This is a genomic window from Streptomyces sp. BK208 (genome assembly GCF_004364245.1).
Classification (GTDB): Bacteria; Actinomycetota; Actinomycetes; order Streptomycetales; family Streptomycetaceae; genus Streptomyces.
On sequence record NZ_SOAV01000002.1, the window covers coordinates 692,736 to 714,396 of the forward strand.

Annotated in this window: 19 protein-coding genes; 11 read left to right on the forward strand and 8 right to left on the reverse strand. The window is 72.0% G+C overall.

Annotated features, from left to right (window positions below; all coding sequences use genetic code 11):
- The 11 genes from EV562_RS07630 to EV562_RS07680 all read left to right on the forward strand — a co-directional run bounded on the left by EV562_RS07630 (window position 1) and on the right by EV562_RS07680 (window position 11,094).
- Window positions 1-1,284, forward strand: coding sequence for an MCE family protein (locus EV562_RS07630; protein WP_133885879.1), 1,284 nt, complete (start codon window positions 1-3; stop codon window positions 1,282-1,284).
- The gene (locus EV562_RS07635; RefSeq protein WP_133885880.1) at window positions 1,281-2,345 is read left to right on the forward strand and encodes an MCE family protein; all 1,065 of its coding nucleotides are present in this window, start codon (window positions 1,281-1,283) and stop codon (window positions 2,343-2,345) included. The genes EV562_RS07630 and EV562_RS07635 overlap by 4 nt, the downstream gene beginning before the upstream one ends.
- Window positions 2,342-3,385 (forward strand): MCE family protein, encoded by a 1,044-nt coding sequence (locus EV562_RS07640; RefSeq protein ID WP_133885881.1) that lies wholly within the window; start codon window positions 2,342-2,344, stop codon window positions 3,383-3,385. The genes EV562_RS07635 and EV562_RS07640 overlap by 4 nt, the downstream gene beginning before the upstream one ends.
- The gene (locus EV562_RS07645; protein WP_243859985.1) at window positions 3,382-4,440 is read left to right on the forward strand and encodes an MCE family protein; all 1,059 of its coding nucleotides are present in this window, start codon (window positions 3,382-3,384) and stop codon (window positions 4,438-4,440) included. The genes EV562_RS07640 and EV562_RS07645 overlap by 4 nt, the downstream gene beginning before the upstream one ends.
- A complete protein-coding gene (locus EV562_RS07650) occupies window positions 4,437-5,660 on the forward strand; it encodes an MCE family protein (RefSeq protein WP_133885882.1) in 1,224 nt (407 codons plus the stop codon). The genes EV562_RS07645 and EV562_RS07650 overlap by 4 nt, the downstream gene beginning before the upstream one ends.
- Window positions 5,657-6,961 (forward strand): MlaD family protein, encoded by a 1,305-nt coding sequence (locus EV562_RS07655; protein ID WP_133885883.1) that lies wholly within the window; start codon window positions 5,657-5,659, stop codon window positions 6,959-6,961. Before EV562_RS07650 ends, EV562_RS07655 begins: the two co-directional genes overlap by 4 nt.
- Window positions 6,958-7,473: a hypothetical protein gene (locus tag EV562_RS07660; protein ID WP_133885884.1), complete on the forward strand. Its 516-nt coding sequence runs from the start codon at window positions 6,958-6,960 to the stop codon at window positions 7,471-7,473. Before EV562_RS07655 ends, EV562_RS07660 begins: the two co-directional genes overlap by 4 nt.
- The gene (locus EV562_RS35455; RefSeq protein ID WP_133885885.1) at window positions 7,470-8,327 is read left to right on the forward strand and encodes a hypothetical protein; all 858 of its coding nucleotides are present in this window, start codon (window positions 7,470-7,472) and stop codon (window positions 8,325-8,327) included. Before EV562_RS07660 ends, EV562_RS35455 begins: the two co-directional genes overlap by 4 nt.
- Before the next feature lie 26 nt (window positions 8,328-8,353).
- Window positions 8,354-8,902: a nuclear transport factor 2 family protein gene (locus EV562_RS07670; protein ID WP_133885886.1), complete on the forward strand. Its 549-nt coding sequence runs from the start codon at window positions 8,354-8,356 to the stop codon at window positions 8,900-8,902.
- Between the two features lie 47 nt (window positions 8,903-8,949).
- Window positions 8,950-9,735 carry a hypothetical protein gene (locus EV562_RS07675; RefSeq protein ID WP_133885887.1) on the forward strand — a complete coding sequence of 262 codons (786 nt, stop codon included), beginning with the start codon at window positions 8,950-8,952 and terminating at the stop codon, window positions 9,733-9,735.
- Window positions 9,736-9,804: 69 nt separating this feature from the next.
- The gene (locus tag EV562_RS07680; RefSeq protein WP_133885888.1) at window positions 9,805-11,094 is read left to right on the forward strand and encodes a lytic transglycosylase domain-containing protein; all 1,290 of its coding nucleotides are present in this window, start codon (window positions 9,805-9,807) and stop codon (window positions 11,092-11,094) included.
- A 15-nt stretch (window positions 11,095-11,109) separates the two neighbouring features.
- Here EV562_RS07680 and EV562_RS07685 read toward each other — a convergent pair whose 3' ends face one another.
- From EV562_RS07685 to EV562_RS07720, 8 genes are all read right to left on the reverse strand, one after another.
- Window positions 11,110-12,834, reverse strand: coding sequence for a histidinol-phosphate transaminase (locus EV562_RS07685; RefSeq protein WP_133885889.1), 1,725 nt, complete (start codon window positions 12,832-12,834; stop codon window positions 11,110-11,112).
- A gap of 113 nt (window positions 12,835-12,947) precedes the next feature.
- Window positions 12,948-14,096, reverse strand: coding sequence for an aldose epimerase family protein (locus EV562_RS07690; protein WP_166661638.1), 1,149 nt, complete (start codon window positions 14,094-14,096; stop codon window positions 12,948-12,950).
- A 65-nt stretch (window positions 14,097-14,161) separates the two neighbouring features.
- Entirely contained in the window at window positions 14,162-15,406 is a 1,245-nt protein-coding gene (gene mmsB / locus EV562_RS07695; RefSeq protein ID WP_133885890.1) for a multiple monosaccharide ABC transporter permease, read from the reverse strand.
- Window positions 15,403-16,962, reverse strand: coding sequence for a multiple monosaccharide ABC transporter ATP-binding protein (gene mmsA / locus EV562_RS07700; protein WP_133885891.1), 1,560 nt, complete (start codon window positions 16,960-16,962; stop codon window positions 15,403-15,405). The genes mmsB and mmsA overlap by 4 nt, the downstream gene beginning before the upstream one ends.
- A 32-nt stretch (window positions 16,963-16,994) precedes the next feature.
- Window positions 16,995-18,104: a multiple monosaccharide ABC transporter substrate-binding protein gene (chvE, locus tag EV562_RS07705; protein WP_133885892.1), complete on the reverse strand. Its 1,110-nt coding sequence runs from the start codon at window positions 18,102-18,104 to the stop codon at window positions 16,995-16,997.
- A gap of 95 nt (window positions 18,105-18,199) precedes the next feature.
- The gene (locus EV562_RS07710; protein WP_133885893.1) at window positions 18,200-19,171 is read right to left on the reverse strand and encodes a hypothetical protein; all 972 of its coding nucleotides are present in this window, start codon (window positions 19,169-19,171) and stop codon (window positions 18,200-18,202) included.
- A gap of 141 nt (window positions 19,172-19,312) precedes the next feature.
- On the reverse strand, window positions 19,313-20,329 hold the full coding sequence (locus tag EV562_RS07715; protein ID WP_133885894.1) for an alcohol dehydrogenase catalytic domain-containing protein: 1,017 nt from the start codon (window positions 20,327-20,329) through the stop codon (window positions 19,313-19,315).
- Window positions 20,326-21,492, reverse strand: a complete 1,167-nt coding sequence (locus EV562_RS07720) for a mandelate racemase/muconate lactonizing enzyme family protein (RefSeq protein WP_133885895.1) — start codon at window positions 21,490-21,492, stop codon at window positions 20,326-20,328. Before EV562_RS07720 ends, EV562_RS07715 begins: the two co-directional genes overlap by 4 nt.
- Window positions 21,493-21,661 lie beyond the last annotated feature (169 nt).

Below are 21,661 nucleotides of genomic sequence, written 5' to 3' on the forward strand. Positions count from 1 at the left end.
ATGAGCGGACCCGGCAAGGCGCGAGGAGCACGCGGGGCGCGGGGACAGAGGCTGCGCAACCGGCTGGCCGGAGTGGTGTTCGTGCTGGTGCCCGTCCTGCTGGTCTGGCTGGCCGTCGCCGTCTACGACAAGAAGTTCACCGACTCCGACCCGGTCGTCGTCGAGACCGGCAGCGCCGGCAACCAGATGCACCCCGGCGCCGAGGTGAAACTGCGCGGCGTCGTCGTCGGCGAGGTCCGCGCCATCGACGCCACCGGCGACGGCGCCCGGCTCACCCTCGCCATGAAACCCGGCGCGCTGGACCACGTCCCGTCCGACGTGCGCGCGCAGATGTTGCCCACCACCCTGTTCGGCGAGCGGTACGTGGCCCTCGTACCGCCCGCGAACCCCTCGCCCGAGACCCTGGCCGCCGGGGCCGTCGTCCCCCAGGACCGGTCCGCCAACGCCATCGAGCTCCAGCAGGTGCTCGACGACGTCCTGCCGATGCTCACCGCCGTCCAGCCGCAGAAGCTCTCCGCGACCCTGTCCGCCGTCTCGCAGGCACTCGAAGGCCGCGGGGAACGGCTCGGCGACACGCTCACCCTGCTGGACGAGCACCTGAAGGACTTCAACCCCCACCTGCCCGCCCTCAACCGCGACCTCAAGGAACTCGTGAAGGTCAGCCACGTCTACGCGGACGCCGCGCCCGACATCCTCACGGCGCTCACCGACTTCACCACCACCAGCGGCACCCTCGCCGAGCAGGAGGCGGAACTCGCCGCCACCCTCGGCGCCACGACCCGGACCGCCGAGGACGTCACCGCCTTCCTGCGTCAGAACAAGGACAACATCATCCGGCTCGGTGCCACCAGCCGGCCCACCCTGACCCTCCTCGCCGAGTACTCCGCCGCCTTCCCCTGCACCCTGCGCACCCTCGCCGACTTCGTGCCGGCCATGGACAAGGCGCTCGGCAAGGGCACCGACCGGCCGGGCATCCACGTCGACGTCACCACCGTCGCCTCCCGCGGCGCCTACCGCCCCGGCCGCGACACCCCGGCGTACGACTCCGGCGGCGGCCCCCGCTGCCCCGCCGTGCCCTACCTCGGCACCCTGCCCCGGCCCACCGCGCGCGCCGCCACCCCCGCGGCCGCCCAGGACCTCGGGCCCGCCAACTCCCCGCAGGAGAACGACCTCGTCAACGAACTGATCGCCCCCGCCGCCGGGAAGAGCCCCGGCGACCTGCCCGACTGGAGCAGCCTGCTCGCCGGGCCCGTCTACCGCGGTACGGAGGTGACGCTCCGATGACCAGGCCGGACACCGCGCACACCCGGCGCCGCCCGCTGACCGGACCGCTGGTCAAGTCCCTCGTCTTCGTGGTGGTCACCGTCCTCGCCACCACCGTCCTCGGCCTGAGCGTCGCCGGCACCGGTGCCGACTCCGACAGCGGGACCACCAGCTACAAGGCCCTGTTCACCGACGTCACCGGGCTCGTCGACGGCGACAGCGTGCGGATCTCCGGGGTGACGGTCGGCAAGGTGACCGACGTACGCGTCGTCCACCGGCGCACCGCCCAGGTCACCTTCACCGTCCGCGACGACCGCAGGCTGCCCCGGTCGACCACGGCCGCCGTGAAGTACCTCAACATGGTCGGCCAGCGCTACGTCTCCCTCGACCGCGGCAGCGGCGACCTCGCCGGCACCCTCCCGGAGGGCGGCACCGTCCCGCTGGACCGCACCACGCCCGCGCTGGACCTCACGCTGCTCTTCAACGGCTTCAAGCCGCTGTTCGAGGGGCTCTCCCCGGAGGACGTCAACGAACTCGCCGGATCGATCGTGCAGGTGCTCCAGGGCGAGGGCGCCACCGTCGACAGCCTGATCCGCCACATCGGCTCACTGGGCACGACCGTCGCCGCCAAGGACAAGGTGATCGGCGAGGTCGTCGAGAACCTCAGCACCGTCCTGGACACCCTCAACGACCGCGAGGACGGCTTCGACGACCTCGTCGTCACCCTGCGGAAGCTCGTCACCGGCTTCAACCAGGACCGCAAGCCGCTGGGCGAGGCCGTCGCCGCCATGGGCGACCTGACCACGGTCACCGCCGGCCTGATCGAGGACGGACGCGCACCCCTCAAGGAGGACATCCGCGAACTGGGCCGGCTGTCGGCAGGTCTCGGCGAGCACACCCCGCAGATCGAGGACTTCCTGGAGAAGTCCCCCGCCAAGATGACCGCCCTGGCCCGCCTGTCCTCCTACGGATCGTGGTTCAACCTCTACCTCTGCGAGGCGCGCGTGAGCGGAGTGACCACCTCCGACGGCTCGAAGCCGCCCACCGGCATCGCGATCACCGAATCGAGGTGCCGCGGATGAGGCGCCCGCACCTCAGGCCCGTCAAGGAACGCAACCCGGTCGCCGTCGGCGTCGTCGGACTGCTCGTCCTCGCCCTGCTCGCCCTCCTCGCCTACCGCGTCGACCGGCTGCCCTTCGGCGGCGGCACCACCTACAGCGCCGACTTCTCCGAGGCCGCCGGCCTGGGCGAGGGCGACGAGGTGCGCATCGCCGGGGTCAAGGTCGGCCGGGTGACCGGCGTCGCGCTCGACGGCCCCAAGGTCAAGGTCACCTTCGAGGTCGAGGACGCCTGGCTCGGCGACCGCACCACCGCCGCCATCGCCATCAAGACCGTCCTCGGCGACAAGTACCTGGCCCTCGACCCGCTCGGCTCCGGCCGCCAGGACCCGGACGCCCGCATCCCGCTGACCCGCACCACCTCCCCCTACGACGTGACCCAGGCCTTCCAGGACCTCAGCGGCACCGTCGACGACATCGACACCGGGCAGCTCGCGGAGAGCTTCCGGACCATCTCCGACACCTTCAAGGACTCTCCGCCGCACGTGCGCAAGGCCGCCACCGGCCTGTCCGACCTGTCGAAGTCCCTCTCCAAGCGGGACGCGAAGCTCTCCGAACTCCTCAAGGGCAGCTCCGACTTCACCAAGACGCTGGAGGACAACACGTCCGGCTTCGAGACCCTCATCGAGGACGGCGGCCCGCTGCTCGGCGAACTCCGCGACCGCCGCGCCGCCATCAGCGCCCTGCTCAAGGGCAGCCAGGACCTCGGCACCGAACTCGGCGGACTCGTCAAGGACAACGAGAAGCAGCTCGGCCCCACCCTGAAGGCGCTCGGCCGCGTCACCAGCGTCCTGGAGGAGAACGACACCCGGCTCGGCGAGACCCTCGCGCTGGTCGGCCCGTACTACCGCCTGGTCGGCAACACCCTGGGCAACGGCCGCTGGTTCGACAGCTACCTGTGCGGTGTCGTGCCCCGCTCCTACCTGCCCGAGACCTCCCAGCCCGAGACCGGATGCCTGCCGCCGAAACAGCCGGCCGCGGCCCAGGGGAGCGGTGAGCGATGACCCGACGCCGAAAGATCCTCACCGGGGTGCTCGCCCTCGTGGTGCTCGCCGCCGGCGGCCTCGTCGCCGTCCGGGTCCTCGAAGCCGACGGCACCCGTGTCACCGCCTACTTCGACCGCGCCGTCGGCGTCTACGCCGGGTCCGACCTGCGCGTCCTCGGGGTGCGGGTCGGCGAGGTGGAGTCGGTGCGGCCCGAGGGCACCCGGGTCCGCGTCGGCCTGCGGCTGGACGAGGGGGTCGAGGTCCCCCGGGACGCGCGGGCCGTCGTCGTCGCGCAGAGCATCGTCGCCGACCGCTACGTGCAGCTCACCCCCGCCTACAGCAAGGGCCCCACCCTGGCCGACGGCGCCGTCCTGCCCGCCGCCCGCAACCACGTCCCCGTCGAGATCGACCAGATCTACGACTCGATCACCGAACTCGGTGACGCCCTCGGCCCGGACGGCGCCAACGCCGACGGCGCCCTGTCCGACCTGCTGAGGACCGGCGCCGACAACCTCGACGGCAACGGCGAGGCCATCGGCGACAGCGTCGAGGAGTTCGGCAAGGCGGCCAGGACCCTCGACGGCAGCAGCGACGACCTGTTCACGACGCTCTCCAGTCTCCAGACCTTCACCACCATGCTGAAGAACAAGGACACCGATGTGCGCACCGCCCAGGAAGGACTGGACGACGTCGTCAGCTTCTTCGCCGACAACAAGGACGACCTCACCGGCGCGCTGGAGGAACTCGGCAAGGCCCTCGGCCAGGTCAAGACCTTCATCGAGGACAACCGGGGCGAGCTGAAGAAGAACGTCGACCGGCTCGTCCCGATCACGCAGACGCTGGTCGAGCAACGCGCCTCGCTGGCCGAGGCGCTGGACGTGGCACCGCTGGCCGCGGGCAACGTCGTGAACGCGTACAACCCCGACACCCGCACCCTCGACGGCCGCGCCAACCTCAACGAGATCAGTATCGGCGGCCCGCTGCTGCCGCTGCCCGTGGCCGGGGTGTCCGACGGGGCCGGCACCCGGAGCGGCGGCGGACACGACGACGGGAGCAAGGGGGACGGCCGATGAGACGCGCAGCCCTCCCCAGCGGCCGGGCGGCCTCACTCACCGCGGGCGGACTGGTCGCCCTCGGCCTCGCCTTCGCCCTCACCCTCGGCGGGGTCCGGGTCGGGGTGCCGGGCTTCGACGGCCTGGAGGACCTGCCGCTGCCCGGCGGCGCCGACCTCGGCGACCACCCCTACACCGTCACCGCGGAACTCCAGGACGTGCTCAGCCTCGTCCCGCACGCCGCCGTACGGGTCAACGACGTGGCCGTCGGCCGGATCACCGGCATCGAACTCGGCGAGGACGACTGGTCGGCACGCGTCACCATGGAGATCAACGGCGAGGTGCGGCTGCCCGCCGACGCCACCGCGCGGCTCGAACAGTCCAGCCTGCTCGGTGAGAAGTACGTCCAGCTCGTCGCCCCCGCCAAGGAGACCGGAGCCGGCCGGCTGACCGACGGAAGCGTCATCCCGCTGGCCCGCACCAGCCGCAACACCGAGGTCGAGGAGGTGTTCGGGGCGCTCTCCCTGCTCCTCAACGGCGGCGGAGTGAGCCAGCTCAAGACCATCACCCGGGAACTCAACGCGGCACTCGGCGGCCGCGAACCCGAGGTCCGCTCGATGCTGAAGCGGGTCGACACCCTGGTGGGCGACCTCGACGACCACCGGGACGACATCACCGACGCCCTCGACGCCGTCAACCGGCTCTCCTCGACCCTCGCCACCCGCAAGGACGACGTCGACACCGTCCTCACCGACCTCTCGCCCGGACTGAAGACGCTGGAGAAGCAGCGCGGCTCGCTGCTGACCATGCTGCGCTCCCTCGACACGCTCTCCGGCGTCGCCGTCTCCACCATCGACGCGAGCAAGGACGACATGATCGCCGACCTCAAGGCCGTCGCACCGACGCTGAAGGCGCTCGCCGACGCGGGCACCGACCTGCCCGACTCGCTCCAGGTGATGCTGACCTACCCGTTCACCGACGAGGTGCTGCGCGGGGTGAAGGGCGACTACCTGAACACGTACCTGAGCGTGGTCGCCGTCCCGGGGACCGAGGTGATCCCTCCGCTGGTGCCCGGGGGCACGCCCTCCCCGTCGGCGTCCGCGACGCCCGGCGGCGGGGCGGACCCGGCCGCGAGGAAGCAGCCCGCCTCCCCGCTGCCGCTGCCCTCCGTGACCGGCTCCGGGACCGGCCCCGGACCGGGTTCCGCGTCCCGTTCGGCGACCGGAGGTGAACGCGGGTGATCACCCTGGCCGTACGGCTGAAGAACCTCGCCTTCCTCCTCATCGCCGTCCTCGCCCTGGCCTTCCTCGGCATCCGCTACGCCGACCTCGGCCGGTACGTGGGGGTCGCCGACTACTACACCGTCGACGTGCAACTCCCGCGCACCGGCGGCCTCTTCACCCACTCGGACGTCACCTACCGGGGCGTCTCGGTGGGACGGGTCGGCCCGATCGACCTCACCGCCGAGGGGGTCGTCGCCGAACTGCGCATCAAGAAGTCAGCCCCGCGCATCCCCGCCGACACCAAGGCCGTGGTCGCCGGGCTCTCCGCCGTCGGCGAGCAGTACATCGACCTGCGGCCCGAGAGCGACGGCTCCCCCTACCTCGCCGACGGCACCCGCATCGAACAGGCCGACACCGAGGTGCCCGCGCCCGTCACCGACGTCCTCGCCAGCGTCGACGACCTCGCGAACTCCGTCCCGCTGGAGGATCTGCGCACGGTCGTCGACGAGTTCGGCAAGGCCTTCGAGGGACACGGCGACGACCTCCAGGTGCTGCTCGACAGCGGCAGCGACTTCGTCGAGGCCGCGGACCGCGCCCTGCCGTCCACCACCCTGCTGATCGACGACGGCGAGACCGTCCTGCGCACCCAGGCCCAGGAGGCGCGGGCCATCCGCGACTTCGCCGTCGGCGCCAAGGACCTGGCCGCCGCGCTCAAGGGTTCCGACGCGGACCTGCGCCGCCTCCTCGCGGTCACCCCCGAGGCCGCCACCCAGGTCAGCGGCCTGCTGCGGGACCTCGACCCCAGCCTCGGCGTCGTCCTGGCGAACCTCCTCACCACCTCCGAGGTCGCCGTCACCCGGCAGCGCGGCATCGAGGAACTCCTGGTGAAGTACCCGGCCGCCGTCGCCGCCGGCGCCACCGCGGTCGACGGGGGCAAGCTGGACCTCGGCCTGGCCGTCACCTTCTTCAGCCCCCTGCCCTGCACCGACGGCTACGGCGGGACGCGTTACCGCAACGGCCTCGACCTCGGCACCGCCCCCGCCCTCAACACCGGCGCGTCCTGCACCGCCCCGGCCGCCGGCGGGAAGAACGTGCGCGGCTCCGCCAACGCCCCGAAGGGCGGCGCGGTGCCCGACCCGGCCCGACCCGGTTCCCTGCCCTCGGGCAGCCGCGGAGCCACCCCGGCCAAGGACGGCACCCCGGCCGGGGGCGGCGCTCCGGCCCTCCCCGGCGCGCTCGCGCTGCCCGGGCAGAGCGGCGAGGCACCGGGCGGCCTGAGCGGTCTCCTCGCGCCGGCCGGCACCGGGAGCGCGCGATGAGGCGGGCGCGGATTCTCACCACGGCGGGGCTCGTGCTGGCCCTCGCCTTCTGCGGCACCGGCGCGTGGACGTACACGCAGGCACGCACCGACGACGCGCTGGTGTACGGCCGGGAGCGGGACGAGGCGCTCGCCGACGGGCGCGAGGGCATCGCCGTGCTCACCACGCTCGACGCCGCCACCCGGCAGCGGGCGGAGCGCAGCATCCGGGACTGGCGCGCCGTCTCCACCGGGCCGCTGCGCGAGGAACTCGGCGGCACCGAGGCCAAGGCGGGCAGCTCGGCGCGCGGCACGGTCACCGAGGCCGCCGTCACCGCGCTCGACACCCGGTCCGGCACGGCCAAGCTCATCGCCACCGTCCGCGTCGAGGTCACCCCGGCCGGGACGGCGAAGCCGGCCACCGACCGCAAGCGCCTGGAGGCGGTGCTGTCCCGCACGGGCGAGGGGGAGTGGAAGGTGAGGGCGCTGAGCGCGGTGCCGGTCGCGCAGGAGCAGAGGGGCGAGGAGCGATGACACCGACGTGGTGGCCGCGCAGGGCCGGCCAGCCGGAACCCGGCACGGAGGACGAGTGGCCCCGGGACCGGGAGACCGACGCCGGGGACGAACCCGCCGAGACCCGCCTCGGCACCTCCGAGGCCCCAGGAGCCTCCGGGACCCCCGGCAGCACGGACGCCTCCGGGATCCCTGACGGCACGGACGCCTCGGGGACCCCCGACGGCACGGACGCCTTCGGGACCCCCGGCGACCCCGACGCGTCCGACGCCTCCGGCACCCCGGACGCCCCCGGGGCCCCCGACACCCCCAGCGACGGCCCCGCCCCCCGCCGGTCCACCGGGCGCCTGCGGCAAGCCGTCCTGGCCGGGACCGCCGCAGCCCTCGTCCTCGGCGGCTGCGGCTTCCTCTACGCCGCGCACCAGCTGAGGTCGGCCGCTCCCGCCCGCAACCAGGCGCTCACCGACACCGGGGCCACCTCCCGTGTCGCGGGCGACGTCGGCAACGCCCTCGCCCGGGTCTTCTCCTACACGCCGGACGGCACCGCGGCCGCCGAGCGCTCCGCGAGCACCGTCCTCGACGGCCGGGCCGCCCGTCAGTACGCGACCCTCTTCGCCCGGGTCCGCGACGACCTCACCGAGCAGCGCGTCACCCTCAGCACCCGGGCCGTGCGCACCGGAGTGATCGAACTCGACGGCGACCGGGCCCGCCTGCTGGTCTTCCTCGACCAGACCTCCCACCGGGGCGAGAGCGGAGGCAAGGGCGAACGTACGAGCGACGGCGAGGCCGAACCCACCACCGCCGCGGCCCAACTCACCGTCACGGCACGGCTGGAAGCCGACCGCTGGCGCATCGTCGACATCAAGGCCCGCTGACCATGCGCGGGAGACGGGAGCACCCCATGAGACGCCCGGTCCGCCTCCCCGGCGCAGGCCGCCTCCGGCCGCTCCCGGCCCTGGCCCTCGCGATCACCCTCGTCGCTGGCGGCTTCGCCGCGTGGTCGGGCCAGGACTGGTACCGGGCGGCCCACGACGACCGGGCCGCGTACGCCGCCCAGCGGGACGCGGCCCTCTCCGCGGGGGAGCAGGCCGTGCAGAACCTGAACACGCTCGACCACCGCGAGCTGAAGCGGGGCCTCGACCTGTGGGAGTCCTCGACCACCGGCGAGCTGCACGAACAACTCGCCTCCGGCCGCGAGGCGTTCACCGCGCAGGTGAAGGAGGCCAAGACGGTGAGCACGGCCCGGGTGCTGTCGGGCGCCGTCACCGAACTCGACGACCGCGCCGGCCGGGCCCGGGTGCTGGTCGCCCTGCGCGTCACCGTCGAGGCGGCCGACGGGGCCCGGAGCGACAAGGACAGCCGCATGCTCGGCGAACTCACCCGGACCGACGGCCGCTGGAAACTGAGCGCCCTGGGCCAGGCCCCGGTGGGCGGCACATCGACCGGCTGACCGGTCCCGTACCGAGCGAGCCGGCCGCAGCGAGGAGGACACGCACCATGTCGACCACCCGTCACCACATCAACCGGCAGCGACGCCGCCAGGCCCGCGAGACCCGGCCCGCCGCGTCCGCCGCCCCCGCTGCCTCGGCCGGCCGTCCGGAGCGCACCCGGGCGACCGAGCGCGAGCCCGCCCGGACCGGCACGCGCGGCGCCACGGCCGTACTGGAACCCGCGAAGGACGCCACCGACGGCGCGTCCACCACCGGGAACGGACCGGAGGAACCCCGGGCCCGGTCGCGCCGCCGGCCCCCGGCCCTCGCGCTGCTGTGCGTGCTGACGGTGCTCCTCGGCGGCTTCGCCGGCTGGGCCCACGCGAAGGCCGAGGGGCTCAGGTCCGAGCCCGCGCGGAGCAACACCGCGCTGACCGACCTCGCCCGCACCAGCGAGATCAAGGGCCAGGTGGCCAAGGCCGTCGACCGGCTCTTCTCCTACGACCACGCCGACCCCGGCGCCCTCGACGCGGCGGCGAAGAGCCTGCTGACCGGCAAGGCCGTCGACCAGCACCGGGAACTGCTCGCCGACGTCCGCGCGCGGGCCGACGAGCAGAAGGCGGTGATCACCACGACGGTCACCGAGAGCGCGGTCGAACGGATCGACGGCGAACGGGCCCGCGTCCTCGTCTACGCCGACCAGAGCAGCGTCGCCACCGCCGGAAAGGCGGCCGCGAAGGACAAGGACGCCGCCCAGGACGACGGGGTGTACGCGGCGGCCATGCTCGCCGTCGACGTCGTGCACCGCGACGGACGCTGGCGGATCTCGGCCCTCGACACCTTCGGCCGCTGAGCACCGGTCCGCCGACCGCACCCGCGCCCGCCCCGCACCCCCCCCACGGATCCGACAGGAGTGACGACCATGTCCGTACGCCGTGCCCGACGCCTGTGCCCCGGGCGGACCCGCAAGGGACTGCGCACGACCGCTCTCGCGGTGGCGGCCATGGCGGCCCTCACCGCCTCCCAGGCCCCCGGCCTGGCCCGCGACGCGCTGGACACCCGCGCCGAACCGGCGGCCGACGACCTGGGCCTGCCGACGCCGGACGGCCCGTCCGCCGGGCTCGTCCCGCCGGGCGACGGCTCGTACCACACCGAACTCCCGCCCCTGGTGACGCGGGGCGGCTCACCGGCGGCCCCCGCGCCGGGGCGGGCCGCCGACATCCGTGCCCAGTCGGGCATCCCGGCCACCGTGCTGCGCGCCTACCGCGCCGCCGAGACGGCCGTGGGCCGGACTGACCCCGGCTGCCGGCTGCCCTGGGAACTGCTCGCGGCGATCGGCAAGGTGGAGTCCGGCCAGGCACGCGGCGGCGCGGTCGACCGCAGCGGCACCACCCTGGGCCGGATCACCGGACCGCCCCTGAACGGCCGGGGCTTCGCCCTGATCCGGGACACGGACGGCGGCGCCCACGACGGTGACGCGGTCTACGACCGGGCGGTGGGGCCGATGCAGTTCCTGCCGTCCACCTGGGCCCGCTGGGGCGCGGACGGCAACCGGGACGGCCGGGCCGACCCGAACAACGTCTTCGACGCGGCCCTCGCGGCCGGGCACTACCTGTGCGCGGGCGACCGGGACCTGGGCCGGGCGGCCGACCTGGACCGGGCGGTGCTCAGCTACAACAACTCCCGCACCTACCTGGAAACGGTCCGGTACTGGCTGGAGTTCTACAGCCGCGGCGTCCACACCGTCCCCGACGGCAAGGGCGTCGTCCCGAAGAGCCCCGGCGCGGGCGGCGACACCCAGGCGAGCAAGCCCGTCGACGGGGAGGGCGGCGGCAGCGGTGGGGGTGCGGGCCAAGGGGGAGGGGGAGGCCGGGACGACGGCATCGTCATCGGTCCGGACCCGAGCGGCACGCCGGGCGGCCCGGGGCCGTCCCCGTCGCCGTCCCCCGCTCCGTCCCGTCCCGTACCGTCCACGGCCCCGACCTCCCCGTCGGTGCCGCCGACCCTCCCGGGGCCCACCCGGCCGCCCACGCAGTCCCCGGACCCCTCGCCGGACCCGACCGGGCCGAGCCCTTCGCCCACCGCCACGGACGACTGCTCCGCGGCCACGGAATCGCCGTCCCCGTCCCCCGACCCCACGGCCTCCCCGACGGGCACCCCCTGCCCGAGCCCCTCGGACACGTCGGCCGCCACCGGCACTCCGGCCGGGTAGGGAGCCCGGCGGGGTTCAGCCCGCCCGGCCCATCCCGGCCGCGTTCGGCCAGCCCGTCGCCGGGACCGACTCCAGCCCGTTGGTGCCCCTGACCTGGGCGGCCGTGAGACCACCGCGGGCCGGAACGCCGGGCGGGGTCGGCCCGAAGGTCTGGGTCGGCCCGAAGGGCGGTGCCGGTCCGACGGGCGGCGGATAGGCAGCGGCCGCGGCGGGCGCCGGCATCGGTGCGGGCAAGGGCTGCGGCATCGGTGCGGGCACAGGTTGCGGGGCCGGTGCGGGCACGGGCTGCGGGGCCGGTGCGGGCATGGGCTGCTGAGGGACCGGTGCCGGGTGGGGGACCGGCACCGGTCCGGGGTACGGCACCGGCTGGGCGACCGGCGCCGGCCCGGGCACGGCGGCCGCCGCCGGAGCGACGGGCACCGCGGCGGGCAGCGGCATGCCGGTACCGGTGCCCGTGGCGGGGGCCGGAGCGGCGGCGATCCCCGGGGCGCCGGTACCGGCGGTCTGTGCGGTGATCGCGCGCATGCCGGAACCGTTGGTCTCGTACATCAGGCGGTCCACCGCCGCCGTGCCCGAGCTGTAGCCGGTCCCTGTGGCCGGCCCGGGCACGGCGGCTCCCCTCCCGGCCCCGTAGAGCACCTGTTCCAGGCCGGACACCAGGCGACGTACGTCGACCTGGGGGCGCACCACGAGACGCAGGAAGCGGCTGGACGATCCGATCTTGTTGCCGCACTCGCGGACCAGCACCCGGTGCTCGGTGAGCATGCGGTCCCGCACGGCGGTACCCTCCGCGCCCACGGGGAGGCGGACGAAGAGGAAGTTGCCCTGGGAGGGATAGACGGTCAGGCCCGGCAGCGCGGACAGCCGGGCCGCCATCTCCAGACGGTCGCGCCGCACCTGGTGCAGGCTCCGCGCGTACTCGGGGCCGTGGTCGCGCAGCATGAACACCACGTGCTCCGCGAAGGAGTTGAGATTCCACTTGGGCAGCATGGAGCGCACCCGGCCCGCGAGCGCCGGGTTGGCGACGAGGTAGCCGAAGCGGATGCCGTGCAGCCCGAAGTTCTTGCCGAGGCTGCGCAGGACGACGACGTTGGGGCGCAGCATCGCCTCCTGGATCACGCTGGGTTGGCTCTCCGCGTCGGCGAACTCCAGGAAGGACTCGTCGACCACCACCAGGTCCCGGTCGGCCATCGCGTCCATGAACTGCACGAGCGCCTGCTTGTGGAGGTAGCCGCCGTCGGGGTTGTTGGGGTTGCAGACCACCACGGCCCGGGTGCCCCGGGCGCGGACGAACTCGGCGTAGCGCGCCAGGTCGAGGGCGAAACCGCTCGCTTCCTGGAGCGGGAACATGTCGACCCGTTTGCCGGTCTCCATGGGCTGGTCGGTCCAGCGGCCGAAGGTGGGGACGGGGACGGCGAGGGACTCCCGGACCAGCAGATGGTCGATCCAGGTGATCAGCTCGGTGGAGCCGTTGCCCATCGCCACGCACTGCGGCGGAAGCTGGAGCAGACTGCACAGCTCGGCGGTGATGGTGTCGGCGCTGCTCGGGTAGTACGTGACGATGTCGCGCAGCCGGCCGGCCATCTCCTCGAACATCGCCGGGGTGGGGAAGTACGGGTTGCAGGGGATGCAGAAGTCCACCGGCCCCGCGCCCGCCTCGCCGCTCTCCCGCGTCAGCGCCGCCATCGAGGGGCTGTGCGCCGCGGTGCTGCGGAACAACGAGGTGACGTTGCCGGACACGTGGACCTCCGTAGGTGGGCGGCCCGCGGGAGCGCGGGCCGCCCATGCATACGGAGGCGGACGGGACACCGTTCAACGCATGTGAAGAAAATGTGCCCGTGGGTCGCCGCGGGTCACGCGCCGAACGAGTGCACCGTCGAGGTCCGGTACGTCTCGCCGGGCCGCAGCACGGTCGACGGGAACGAGGGGTGGTTCGGCGCGTCCGGGAAGTGCTGGGTCTCCAGGCACAGCGCGTCGCCCTGCCGGTAGAGGGAGCCCCCGGTGCCGGTCAGGGTGCCGTCGAGGAAGTTGCCCGAGTAGAACTGCAGTCCGGGCTGGTCGGTGGCGATGCGCAGGGTGCGGCCCGAGCCGTTCTCGCGCAGGGTGGCGATGTGCTCGGGGCGGTCGGTGATCCCCTTGTCGAGGACCCAGTTGTGGTCGAAGCCCTTGGCGGTGACCAGTTGCGGGTGGGCGTCGCGGATGTCCCGGCCGATCGGCTTGGCCCGGCGGAAGTCGAAGGGCGTGCCGGAGACCCGGGCCAGCTCGCCGGTCGGGATCAGGCCCGCGTCGGTGGGCGTGAAGCGGGAGGCGGCGATGGACAGTTCGTGGTCCTCGATCGAGCCGCTGCCCTCGCCGGCCAGGTTCCAGTAGACGTGGCTGGTGAGGTTGACGACGGTGGCCTTGTCGGTGGTGGCCTCGTAGTCGATGCGCCAGTCGCCGTGCCGGGTCAGGGTGTACGTCACCTTGGCCCGCAGTGTGCCCGGGTAGCCCATCTCGCCGTCGACGCTGGTGTAGTGCAGCACCAGGCCGGTGTCCGAGCCCCGGGTGAAGGGCTCGACGTCCCACACGCGGTAGTCGAAGCCGAGGGCGCCGCCGTGCAGGGAGTTCTCCCCGTCGTTGACGGAGAGCTGGTAGTCCTTGCCGTCCAGGGTGAAGCGGCCCTTGGCGATGCGGTTGCCGTACCGGCCGATCAGGGCGCCGAAGTGCGGGCTGCGAGCCACGTAGTCGTCGAGGTTGTCGAAGCCCAGGGAGACGTTCGCGTAGCGTCCCCGGCGGTCCGGGATCTCCAGGGACTGCACGACGCCGCCGTAGGACAGCACCTTCATCCGCGTGCCGCCGTTCTCCAGCGACCAGCGGTACACCTTCGTCCCGTCGGCCAGTCTGCCGAAGAGTTCCTTCACCGGTTTCCCGCCTCCCGAGGCGTGCGCCGTGCCACCGATCGCGGTGGCGGCCACACCGGCCGCGGCCGCCGACGCGATGACCGTTCGTCTGCTCAGTTCCATGTGCGGCTCCTGTACTTCCGTGAAGAGAAGCGGGCCCCGCCGTGAGTGGCGGGGCCCGAGATCCGTTACGAACCGACCCTGCGCTTGTTCCACACGTCGAACCCGACCGCCGCCAGCAGCACCGCGCCCTTGATGACCTGCTGCCAGTCGGTGCCGATGCCCACGAGGTTCATGCCGTTGTTCAGCACGCCCAGGACCAGGCCACCGATGATCGCGCCGAGGACCGTGCCGACGCCGCCGCTCATCGACGCGCCGCCGATGAACGAGGCGGCGATAGCCTCCAGCTCGAAGTTGAGACCCGCCTTGGGCGAGGCCGCGTTGAAGCGGGCGGCGAAGACCAGACCCGCCAGGGCCGCGAGCATGCCCATGTTCAGGAAGACCAGGAAGGTGACCTTCTTGTCCTTCACGCCCGACAGCTTGGCCGCGGGCAGGTTGCCGCCGATGGCGTAGATGTGACGGCCGATGATCGCGTTGCGCATCAGATAGCCGAAGCCGACGACCAGGACGCCCAGGATGAGCAGCACGATCGGGGCGCCCTTGTAGCTGGCCAGCAGCAGCGTGACCACGAGGACCGCGGCGACCAGCGCCACCAGCTTGAGCACGAACAGCTTGACCGGCGGCACGTCGAGGGAGAACTCGAGCTGCCGCTTGCGGTCGCGGACCTCCTGGTACACCACGAAGGCGATCAGGGCGAAGCCCAGCAGCAGGGTGAGGTTGTGGTAGTTGGTGTTCGGGCCGACCTCGGGCAGGAAGCCGTTGGCGATCTTCTGCAAATCCTTGGGGAACGGGCCGAGGGTCTGGCCCTTGAGGAAGATCTCCGTCAGACCGCGGAAGAGCAGCATGCCCGCGAGGGTCACGATGAACGACGGTATGCCGAGATAGGCGATGAAGAAGCCCTGCACCGCGCCGGCGGCGGCGCCGATGGCCAGGCACAGGACCACCGCCAGTGGCCAGGGCAGGTCGTGGTTGACCATCAGGACGGCGGCCGTCGCGCCGACGAACGCGGTCAGTGAGCCCACCGACAGGTCGATGTGACCCGCGATGATGACGAGCATCATGCCGATCGCGAGGATCAGGATGTAGCTGTTCTGCAGCACCAGGTTGGAGACGTTGCGCGGCAGCAGCAGGTCGCCGTCCGACCACACCGCGAACAGCACCACGATCAGGCCGAGGGCCATCAGCATGCCGTACTGGCGCATGTTGCGGCGCATGCCGTCGAGCATCAGCTGCAACAGGCCGCCGCCGGAGGCCGAACCCCCATCGCCGGGCGGCGCCGGTGCCGGGGTCTTGGCGGTCACGTCCGTGCTCATCGGCTTACCTCTTTGTCCTTCTTGTCCTTCGTCATCTGCCGCATCAGCGCTTCCTGCGAGGCATCGGCCCGCGAGAACTCACCCGTCAGCCGTCCCGCGGCCATCGTGTAGATGCGGTCGCACATGCCGAGCAGTTCCGGAAGCTCGGAGGAGATGAAGACGACCGCCTTGCCCTCGGCCGCCAGGCGGTCGATGACCGTGTAGATCTCGTACTTGGCGCCCACGTCGATGCCGCGCGTGGGCTCGTCCAGGATCAGCACCTCGGGACCCGCGAAGATCCACTTGCTGAGGACGACCTTCTGCTGGTTGCCGCCGGACAGCTTGCCGACCGGCTCGAAGACGGTCGGCGCCTTGATGTTCATGGACCTGCGGTAGTCCTCGGCGACCTGACGCTCACCGTGCTCGTCGACCACGCCCCGCTTGGAGACCTTGTCCAGCGCGGTCAGCGAGATGTTCCGGTTGATGGTGTCGATGAGGTTGAGGCCGTAGTGCTTGCGGTCCTCGGTGACGTACGCGATGCCGTGCCCGACCGCCTCCGGGACGGTCTTGGTGCGGATCTCCCTGCCGTCCCTGAGGACGGTGCCGCCGGCGTGCCGGCCGTAGGTGCGGCCGAAGACGCTCATCGCCAGCTCGGTGCGTCCGGCGCCCATCAGTCCGGCGATGCCGACGATCTCGCCGCGCCGCACCTCGATGGAGACGTCGTCGACGACCTTGCGCTGCTGGTCGATGGGGTGGTGCACGGTCCAGTTGCGGATCTCCAGGGCCGGGGCCGCGCCCAGCTCGGGCTGGTGCGGGGTGCGGTCCGGGAAGCGGTTCTCCAGGTCGCGGCCGACCATCCCGCTGATGATCCGGTCCTCGGTCGTCTCCGCCGCCTTCACGTCGAGCGTCTCGATGGAGCGCCCGTCGCGGATGATCGTGACCGAGTCGGCGACCCGGCGGATCTCGTTCAGCTTGTGCGAGATGATGATCGAGGTGATGCCCTGTTCCTTCAACTGGAGGATCAGGTCGAGGAGTTTGCCGCTGTCCTCGTCGTTCAGCGCCGCCGTCGGCTCGTCGAGGATGAGCAGCTTCACCTTCTTGGAAAGCGCCTTGGCGATCTCCACCAGCTGCTGCTTGCCCACGCCGATGTCGGCGACCCGGGTCTCCGGGTGCTCGTCGAGACCGACCCGGCGCAGCAGCTCGGCGGCGTGCCTGAGCGTGTCGTTCCAGTTGATCAGTCCGTGCTTGGCGTGCTCGTTGCCGAGGAAGATGTTCTCCGCGATGGACAGGTACGGCACCAGCGCCAGCTCCTGGTGGATGATCACGATGCCGTGCTGTTCGCTCGCCCGGATGTCCTTGAACCGGCAGGTCTCGCCCTCGAAGAGGACGTCCCCCTCGTAACTTCCGTGGGGATGGACGCCGGAGAGCACCTTCATCAGGGTCGACTTGCCGGCGCCGTTCTCCCCGCAGATGGCGTGGACCTCGCCCTGGCGAACGGTGAGCGTGACGTCCGACAGCGCCTTGACACCGGGAAAGGTTTTGACGATCGAGCGCATTTCCAGGACGGGTCCCGCCATGGTCGTGCCTTCCAATCCTTGGTGGGACCCGGTCAGTTGAGCTGGCCGGCGGTGTAGTAGCCGCCGCCGACGAGGACCTTCTCGTAGTTCGCCTTGTCGACGCTGACCGGCTGCAGCAGGTAGGCGGGGACGACCTTGGAACCGTTGTCGTACGACTTGGTGTCGTTGACCTCGGGCTTCTTGTCGTTCAGGACCGCGTCGACCATGTTCGCGGCGACCTTGGCGAGTTCGCGCAGGTCCTTGAAGACGGTCTGGGTCTGCTGGCCCGCCTTGATCGACTTCACCGAGGCGATCTCGGCGTCCTGGCCGGTGACGACGGGCATGGCCTTGCTGCCGGAGCCGTAGCCGTCCGACTTCAGGGCGGACAGGATGCCGATGGAGATGCCGTCGTAGGGCGAGAGCACCGCGTCGACCCGGGCGCTGCGGTAGCTGGAGGTGAGCAGGTCGTCCATGCGCTTCTGCGCGGTGCCGCCGTCCCAGCGCAGGGTGGTGACCTGGTTGAGGGCGGTCTGCTTGGACCGTACGACCAGCTGGCCCTTGTCCATGTACGGCTTCAGGACGTTCATCGCGCCCTGGAAGAAGTACCGGGTGTTGTTGTCGTCGTTGGAGCCGGCGAACAGCTCGATGTTGAAGGGGCCCTTCTTGCCCGCCTTCAGGCCGAGCTTGTCGGCGATGTAGCCGCCCTGCAGCTCGCCGACCTTCTCGTTGTCGAACGAGGCGTAGTAGTCGACGTTCTCCGTGCCGAGGATCAGCCGGTCGTAGGAGATCACCGGGATGTCGGCGTCCTTGGCCTGCTGGAGGACGTTGCCCAGGGACTTGTTGTCGATCGCGGCCACGATCAGCGCGTCCACACCCTGCGTGATCATGTTCTCGATCTGCGAGACCTGCTGGTCCGGGTCGTCCTCGCCGAAGACGAGCTTGGTCTTGAAGCCCTTGGCCTTCAGTTCCTTCTCGACGTTGGCGCCGTCGGTGATCCAGCGCTCGGAGGACTTGGTCGGCATCGCGATGCCGACCGTGGCGCCGTCGCTGCCTCCCTTGTCCTCCTCGCTGCCGCCCTCGCTGTTCTGGCCGCAGGCGGTCAGCGTGAGGGCGAGCGAGGCTGCGGAGGCTATCGCGGCGAGTGCGGCTCTGCGGTTGCGCATGGTCATCATCCTTGATGTGAGGGCTGGGCCGGCGAGACAGGTGTGTGGGATTGTGCGCGGTCGTGTCGTCTTTTGAGAAGCAAGTTTCCGGAACGTTATGACGAGATCTCGAACCGGTTGAGCGCCCCCGGCAGTCGGGTGCCGAGCGGCGCCATGTCCCCGTCCGCGCCGTGCCGGGCGAGCAGGTCGAGGGCGAGCCGGCCGCGGCGCACCCGCTCCTTGGCGGTGGCCAGCGTCAGTTCCCGCAGGTGGTGCCCGTACGGATAGATCCCGGGCGCCTTGGAGAGGCCGAACTTCAGGTACAGCGGAGCACCGCGCCGGATCAGTTCGGCGACCTCGTACATCCGCACGTAGCCGCCGAGGTCGTCGGGAGCCTCGATGTACATGTCCATCGGAGCGGCCGAAACGCGCCTGATCTCGGTCAGGTGATCCGTGGTCAGGTCGCTGGGCACGTTGATGGAGTCGGCGCCGAGCCGCTCGTAGACCGCGTACGAGGCCGGGTTGACCGGGCCGACGAGCGCCGAGAGCTTCAGCGTGGTGTCGGCGGGCAGGAGGCCGCGGGCACGGGCCCGGTGCAGCGTCCACAGCACGCCCTCGTCGGCGACGAGCAGGCACTTGACGCCCAACTCGCATGCCCGCACGGCGTCTTCGACACATCCGGCGACCGCGGCGTGGCCGCGCGCACGCAGGCCGGCACCGCCCGAGTCGGTCCGGGTGGAGCCACCGATGTCCCAGGTGCCGCGCGGACCGGTGAACAGGCAGAGCTCGATGTCCCGTTCGGCGGTGGCCTCGACCATCTCGGTGATCTCGGCGTCGGTCAGCATCCACACGCCGCTGCCCTGGCTGATCCGGTGGATCGGCACGTCGAGCCGCGAGGCCTCCTTGAGCACCACCGCCAGTGCCTCCGGCCCCTCGCAGGAAGGGATCTCGGTGCGCCAGCGGCCACCGCCCGGGAAGGAGTGCGGCGAGGCGTCGGCGGGATCGGGCTCGGGCGCGGCCAGGCCCAGGGCGGTGAGGGCCTGCTCGCCGGGCCTGCGTGCGGCGGCCTTGGCGGAAGGGTCGGTCACGGGCGTTCCTTAGTGTTCGATATGTCGGACGAAGTTCGCGGCGGTGGGTGCGGGCGGCTGCGGGACGCGGGCGGGGCGTCCGGTCCGGTGGGTGTACGCCGGTGCGGGGGCCGTCAGGTCGCCCCCGCGCCGGCGTACGGCTCAGGGGCCGGCGTCCGGGCGCAGCAGCACCTTGCCGACCTTCGGGTCGCCGGAGCCCACCAGCTCGATGGCCTCGGAGAACCCCGCGAGCGGCAGTTCGTGCGTCACCAGCGGCCGCGGGTCGAGCAGACCGGCCGCGAAGACCCGCACCGTGTGCGCCCAGGCGTCCGGCGGCGCCCCGAAGACGGTGTGCACCTCCAGCTGCCGTACGACCAGGTCGGTGGGGTCGAGCCCGTCGGCGCCCGGGGCCGGGATGCCGGTCAGCACCAGCCGTCCGCCCCGGCGCAGCAGCCCGGCGGCCGTACGCGCCGCGTCCGCGGACCCGGCGGTCTCGATCACGACGTCGAAGTCGTCCGGCAGCGGCCGGTCCTTGGTGCGGAAGCCGGTCGCGCCGAACCGCCGCGACAGCGCCTCCCGGTCCCCGCGCGTACCGACGACCAGCAACTCGGCGGGGGACGCGGCGCGCAGGAACTGCACGGCGAACATGCCGAGCGTGCCCGTGCCGACGACGGCGACCCGCTCGCCGGGCCGGGCGTTCGCCTTCAGCGCGGCGGCGGCGATACAGGCCGCGGGCTCCAGCAGGGCCGCGGCGGTGAGGTCGGCGTCGTCGGGCAGGACGTGCAGCAGCCGGGCGGGCAGGGTCAGCGTCGGGGCCATGGCGCCCGGCCGGGTGAACCCGGTCTCCTCGTACCCGGCGGTGCACAGCGTCGTCTCGCCCGCGTGGCAGCGGTCGCACACCTGGCAGTTGCGGAAGCCCTCGCCCACGACCTTCCGGCCCGCGAGCGAGTCCGGCACCCCGGTGCCGACCCGCTCCACCGTCCCGGACCACTCGTGACCCGGGGTGACCGGGTAACGCACGTACCCCTCGGGCCGGTTGCCCTGGTAGACCTCGCGGTCGCTGCCGCAGATCCCGGCGGCGTGCACCCGCACCAGCGCCTCGCCGGGCCCCGGCTCACGCGGCTCGTGCGGCACGAGCCGGTGCACCCCCGGCGCCTCGACGGCGACCGCGCCGCTCATGCCCCGGTCCCCTTGGGGGCGCGCTTCTCCCAGCCCTCGGCCCACAGGTCGAAACGGGCCTGCTGCTGCGGGAACTCGGCCGCCGCGTCGGTGTCCAGCTCGACACCGAGACCGGGCGCGTCGGAGAGGTGGAAGCACCCGTCCTCCGGGTCCACCTGCGGGGCGCCCTTCACGACCTTCTTGATCTCCGCGTCCGCGAAGTCGTTGAAGTGCTCCAGAATCTTGAAGTTCGGGGAGGTGAACCCGACCTGGAGGGAGGCCGCGGTGAGCACGGAGCCGCCGACGTTGTGCGGGGCGACCAGCGTGTAGTGCGTCTCGGCGGTCGCGGCCAGCTTCCTGGTCTCCCAGATGCCGCCGATGTGACCGACGTCGGGCTGGACGACGTCCACCGACTGGTCCTCGAACAGCTCGCGGAACTCGATCCGGTCGTGGATGCGCTCGCCGGTGGCGACCGGGATGTCGACCTTCTCGGCGACCTTCCGCAGCGCCTTGAGGTTCTCCGGCGGGACCGGCTCCTCCAGCCAGGCCGGCTTGAAGGGGGCGAGTTCGCGGGCGAGCCGGACGGCGGTGGAGGGCGAGAACCGGCCGTGCATCTCCAGCATCAGCTCGGCGTCCGGCCCGATGGCGTCCCGCACGGCCTCGATCAGCGACACGGCGTAGTTCGTCTGCTGCTGGTCCAGCTCGAAGTGCCCGGTGCCGAACGGGTCGATCTTCAGCGCCCGGTACCCGCGCTCCATGACCCCCTGCGCGGCCTTGTGGTACGCCTCCGGCGTCCGCTCGGTCGTGTACCACCCGTTGGCGTACGCCTTCACCTTGTCGGTGACCCTGCCGCCCAGCAGCTGCCAGACCGGGACGCCGAGCGCCTTGCCCTTGATGTCCCAACAGGCCATCTCGACGACGGCGATGCCGGACATCACGATCTCGCCGGCGCGGCCGTAGTCGCCGTACTTCATGCGGCGGAACAGGTCCTCGACAGCGAACGGGTCGGAACCGAGAATGTGGTTGGCCTCGGCCTCCTTCAGATAGCCGATCAGGGCGTCGGTGTGGCCCAGCATCCGGGTCTCGCCGACTCCGGTGATGCCCTCGTCGGTGTGCACCTGGACGTAGGTCAGGTTGCGCCACGGCGTCCCGACCACGTGAGTGCTGATTCCGGTGATGCGCACGGCGGCTGCCCTTCACTTTGTTCGATATTTCGTCACTCGTTCGAAATGCTGGCGTGACAGTAAGGACGGGGCACTCGGAGTGTCAATGGGTCGGACACATAACGGTTTCGGCAGTTTGGACGGCGGGGGAGATGCGCCCTCGCTCGCTTCCCCACACAACTTTCACAGT

Bases quoted from the DNA above. Each gene is read 5' to 3' on its own strand.
- EV562_RS07635 (WP_133885880.1), top strand. From the start codon at position 1,281: ATGACCAGGCCGGACACCGCGCACACCCGGCGCCGCCCGCTGACCGGA.
- EV562_RS07645 (WP_243859985.1), top strand. From the start codon at position 3,382: ATGACCCGACGCCGAAAGATCCTCACCGGGGTGCTCGCCCTCGTGGTG.
- EV562_RS07675 (WP_133885887.1), top strand. From the start codon at position 8,950: ATGTCGACCACCCGTCACCACATCAACCGGCAGCGACGCCGCCAGGCC.
- EV562_RS07680 (WP_133885888.1), top strand. From the start codon at position 9,805: ATGTCCGTACGCCGTGCCCGACGCCTGTGCCCCGGGCGGACCCGCAAG.
- EV562_RS07640 (WP_133885881.1), top strand. From the start codon at position 2,342: ATGAGGCGCCCGCACCTCAGGCCCGTCAAGGAACGCAACCCGGTCGCC.
- mmsA (WP_133885891.1), bottom strand. From the start codon at position 16,962: ATGGCGGGACCCGTCCTGGAAATGCGCTCGATCGTCAAAACCTTTCCC.
- EV562_RS07650 (WP_133885882.1), top strand. From the start codon at position 4,437: ATGAGACGCGCAGCCCTCCCCAGCGGCCGGGCGGCCTCACTCACCGCG.
- chvE (WP_133885892.1), bottom strand. From the start codon at position 18,104: ATGCGCAACCGCAGAGCCGCACTCGCCGCGATAGCCTCCGCAGCCTCG.
- EV562_RS07670 (WP_133885886.1), top strand. From the start codon at position 8,354: ATGAGACGCCCGGTCCGCCTCCCCGGCGCAGGCCGCCTCCGGCCGCTC.
- EV562_RS07660 (WP_133885884.1), top strand. From the start codon at position 6,958: ATGAGGCGGGCGCGGATTCTCACCACGGCGGGGCTCGTGCTGGCCCTC.
- EV562_RS35455 (WP_133885885.1), top strand. From the start codon at position 7,470: ATGACACCGACGTGGTGGCCGCGCAGGGCCGGCCAGCCGGAACCCGGC.
- EV562_RS07690 (WP_166661638.1), bottom strand. From the start codon at position 14,096: ATGGAACTGAGCAGACGAACGGTCATCGCGTCGGCGGCCGCGGCCGGT.
- EV562_RS07715 (WP_133885894.1), bottom strand. From the start codon at position 20,329: ATGAGCGGCGCGGTCGCCGTCGAGGCGCCGGGGGTGCACCGGCTCGTG.
- mmsB (WP_133885890.1), bottom strand. From the start codon at position 15,406: ATGAGCACGGACGTGACCGCCAAGACCCCGGCACCGGCGCCGCCCGGC.
- EV562_RS07630 (WP_133885879.1), top strand. From the start codon at position 1: ATGAGCGGACCCGGCAAGGCGCGAGGAGCACGCGGGGCGCGGGGACAG.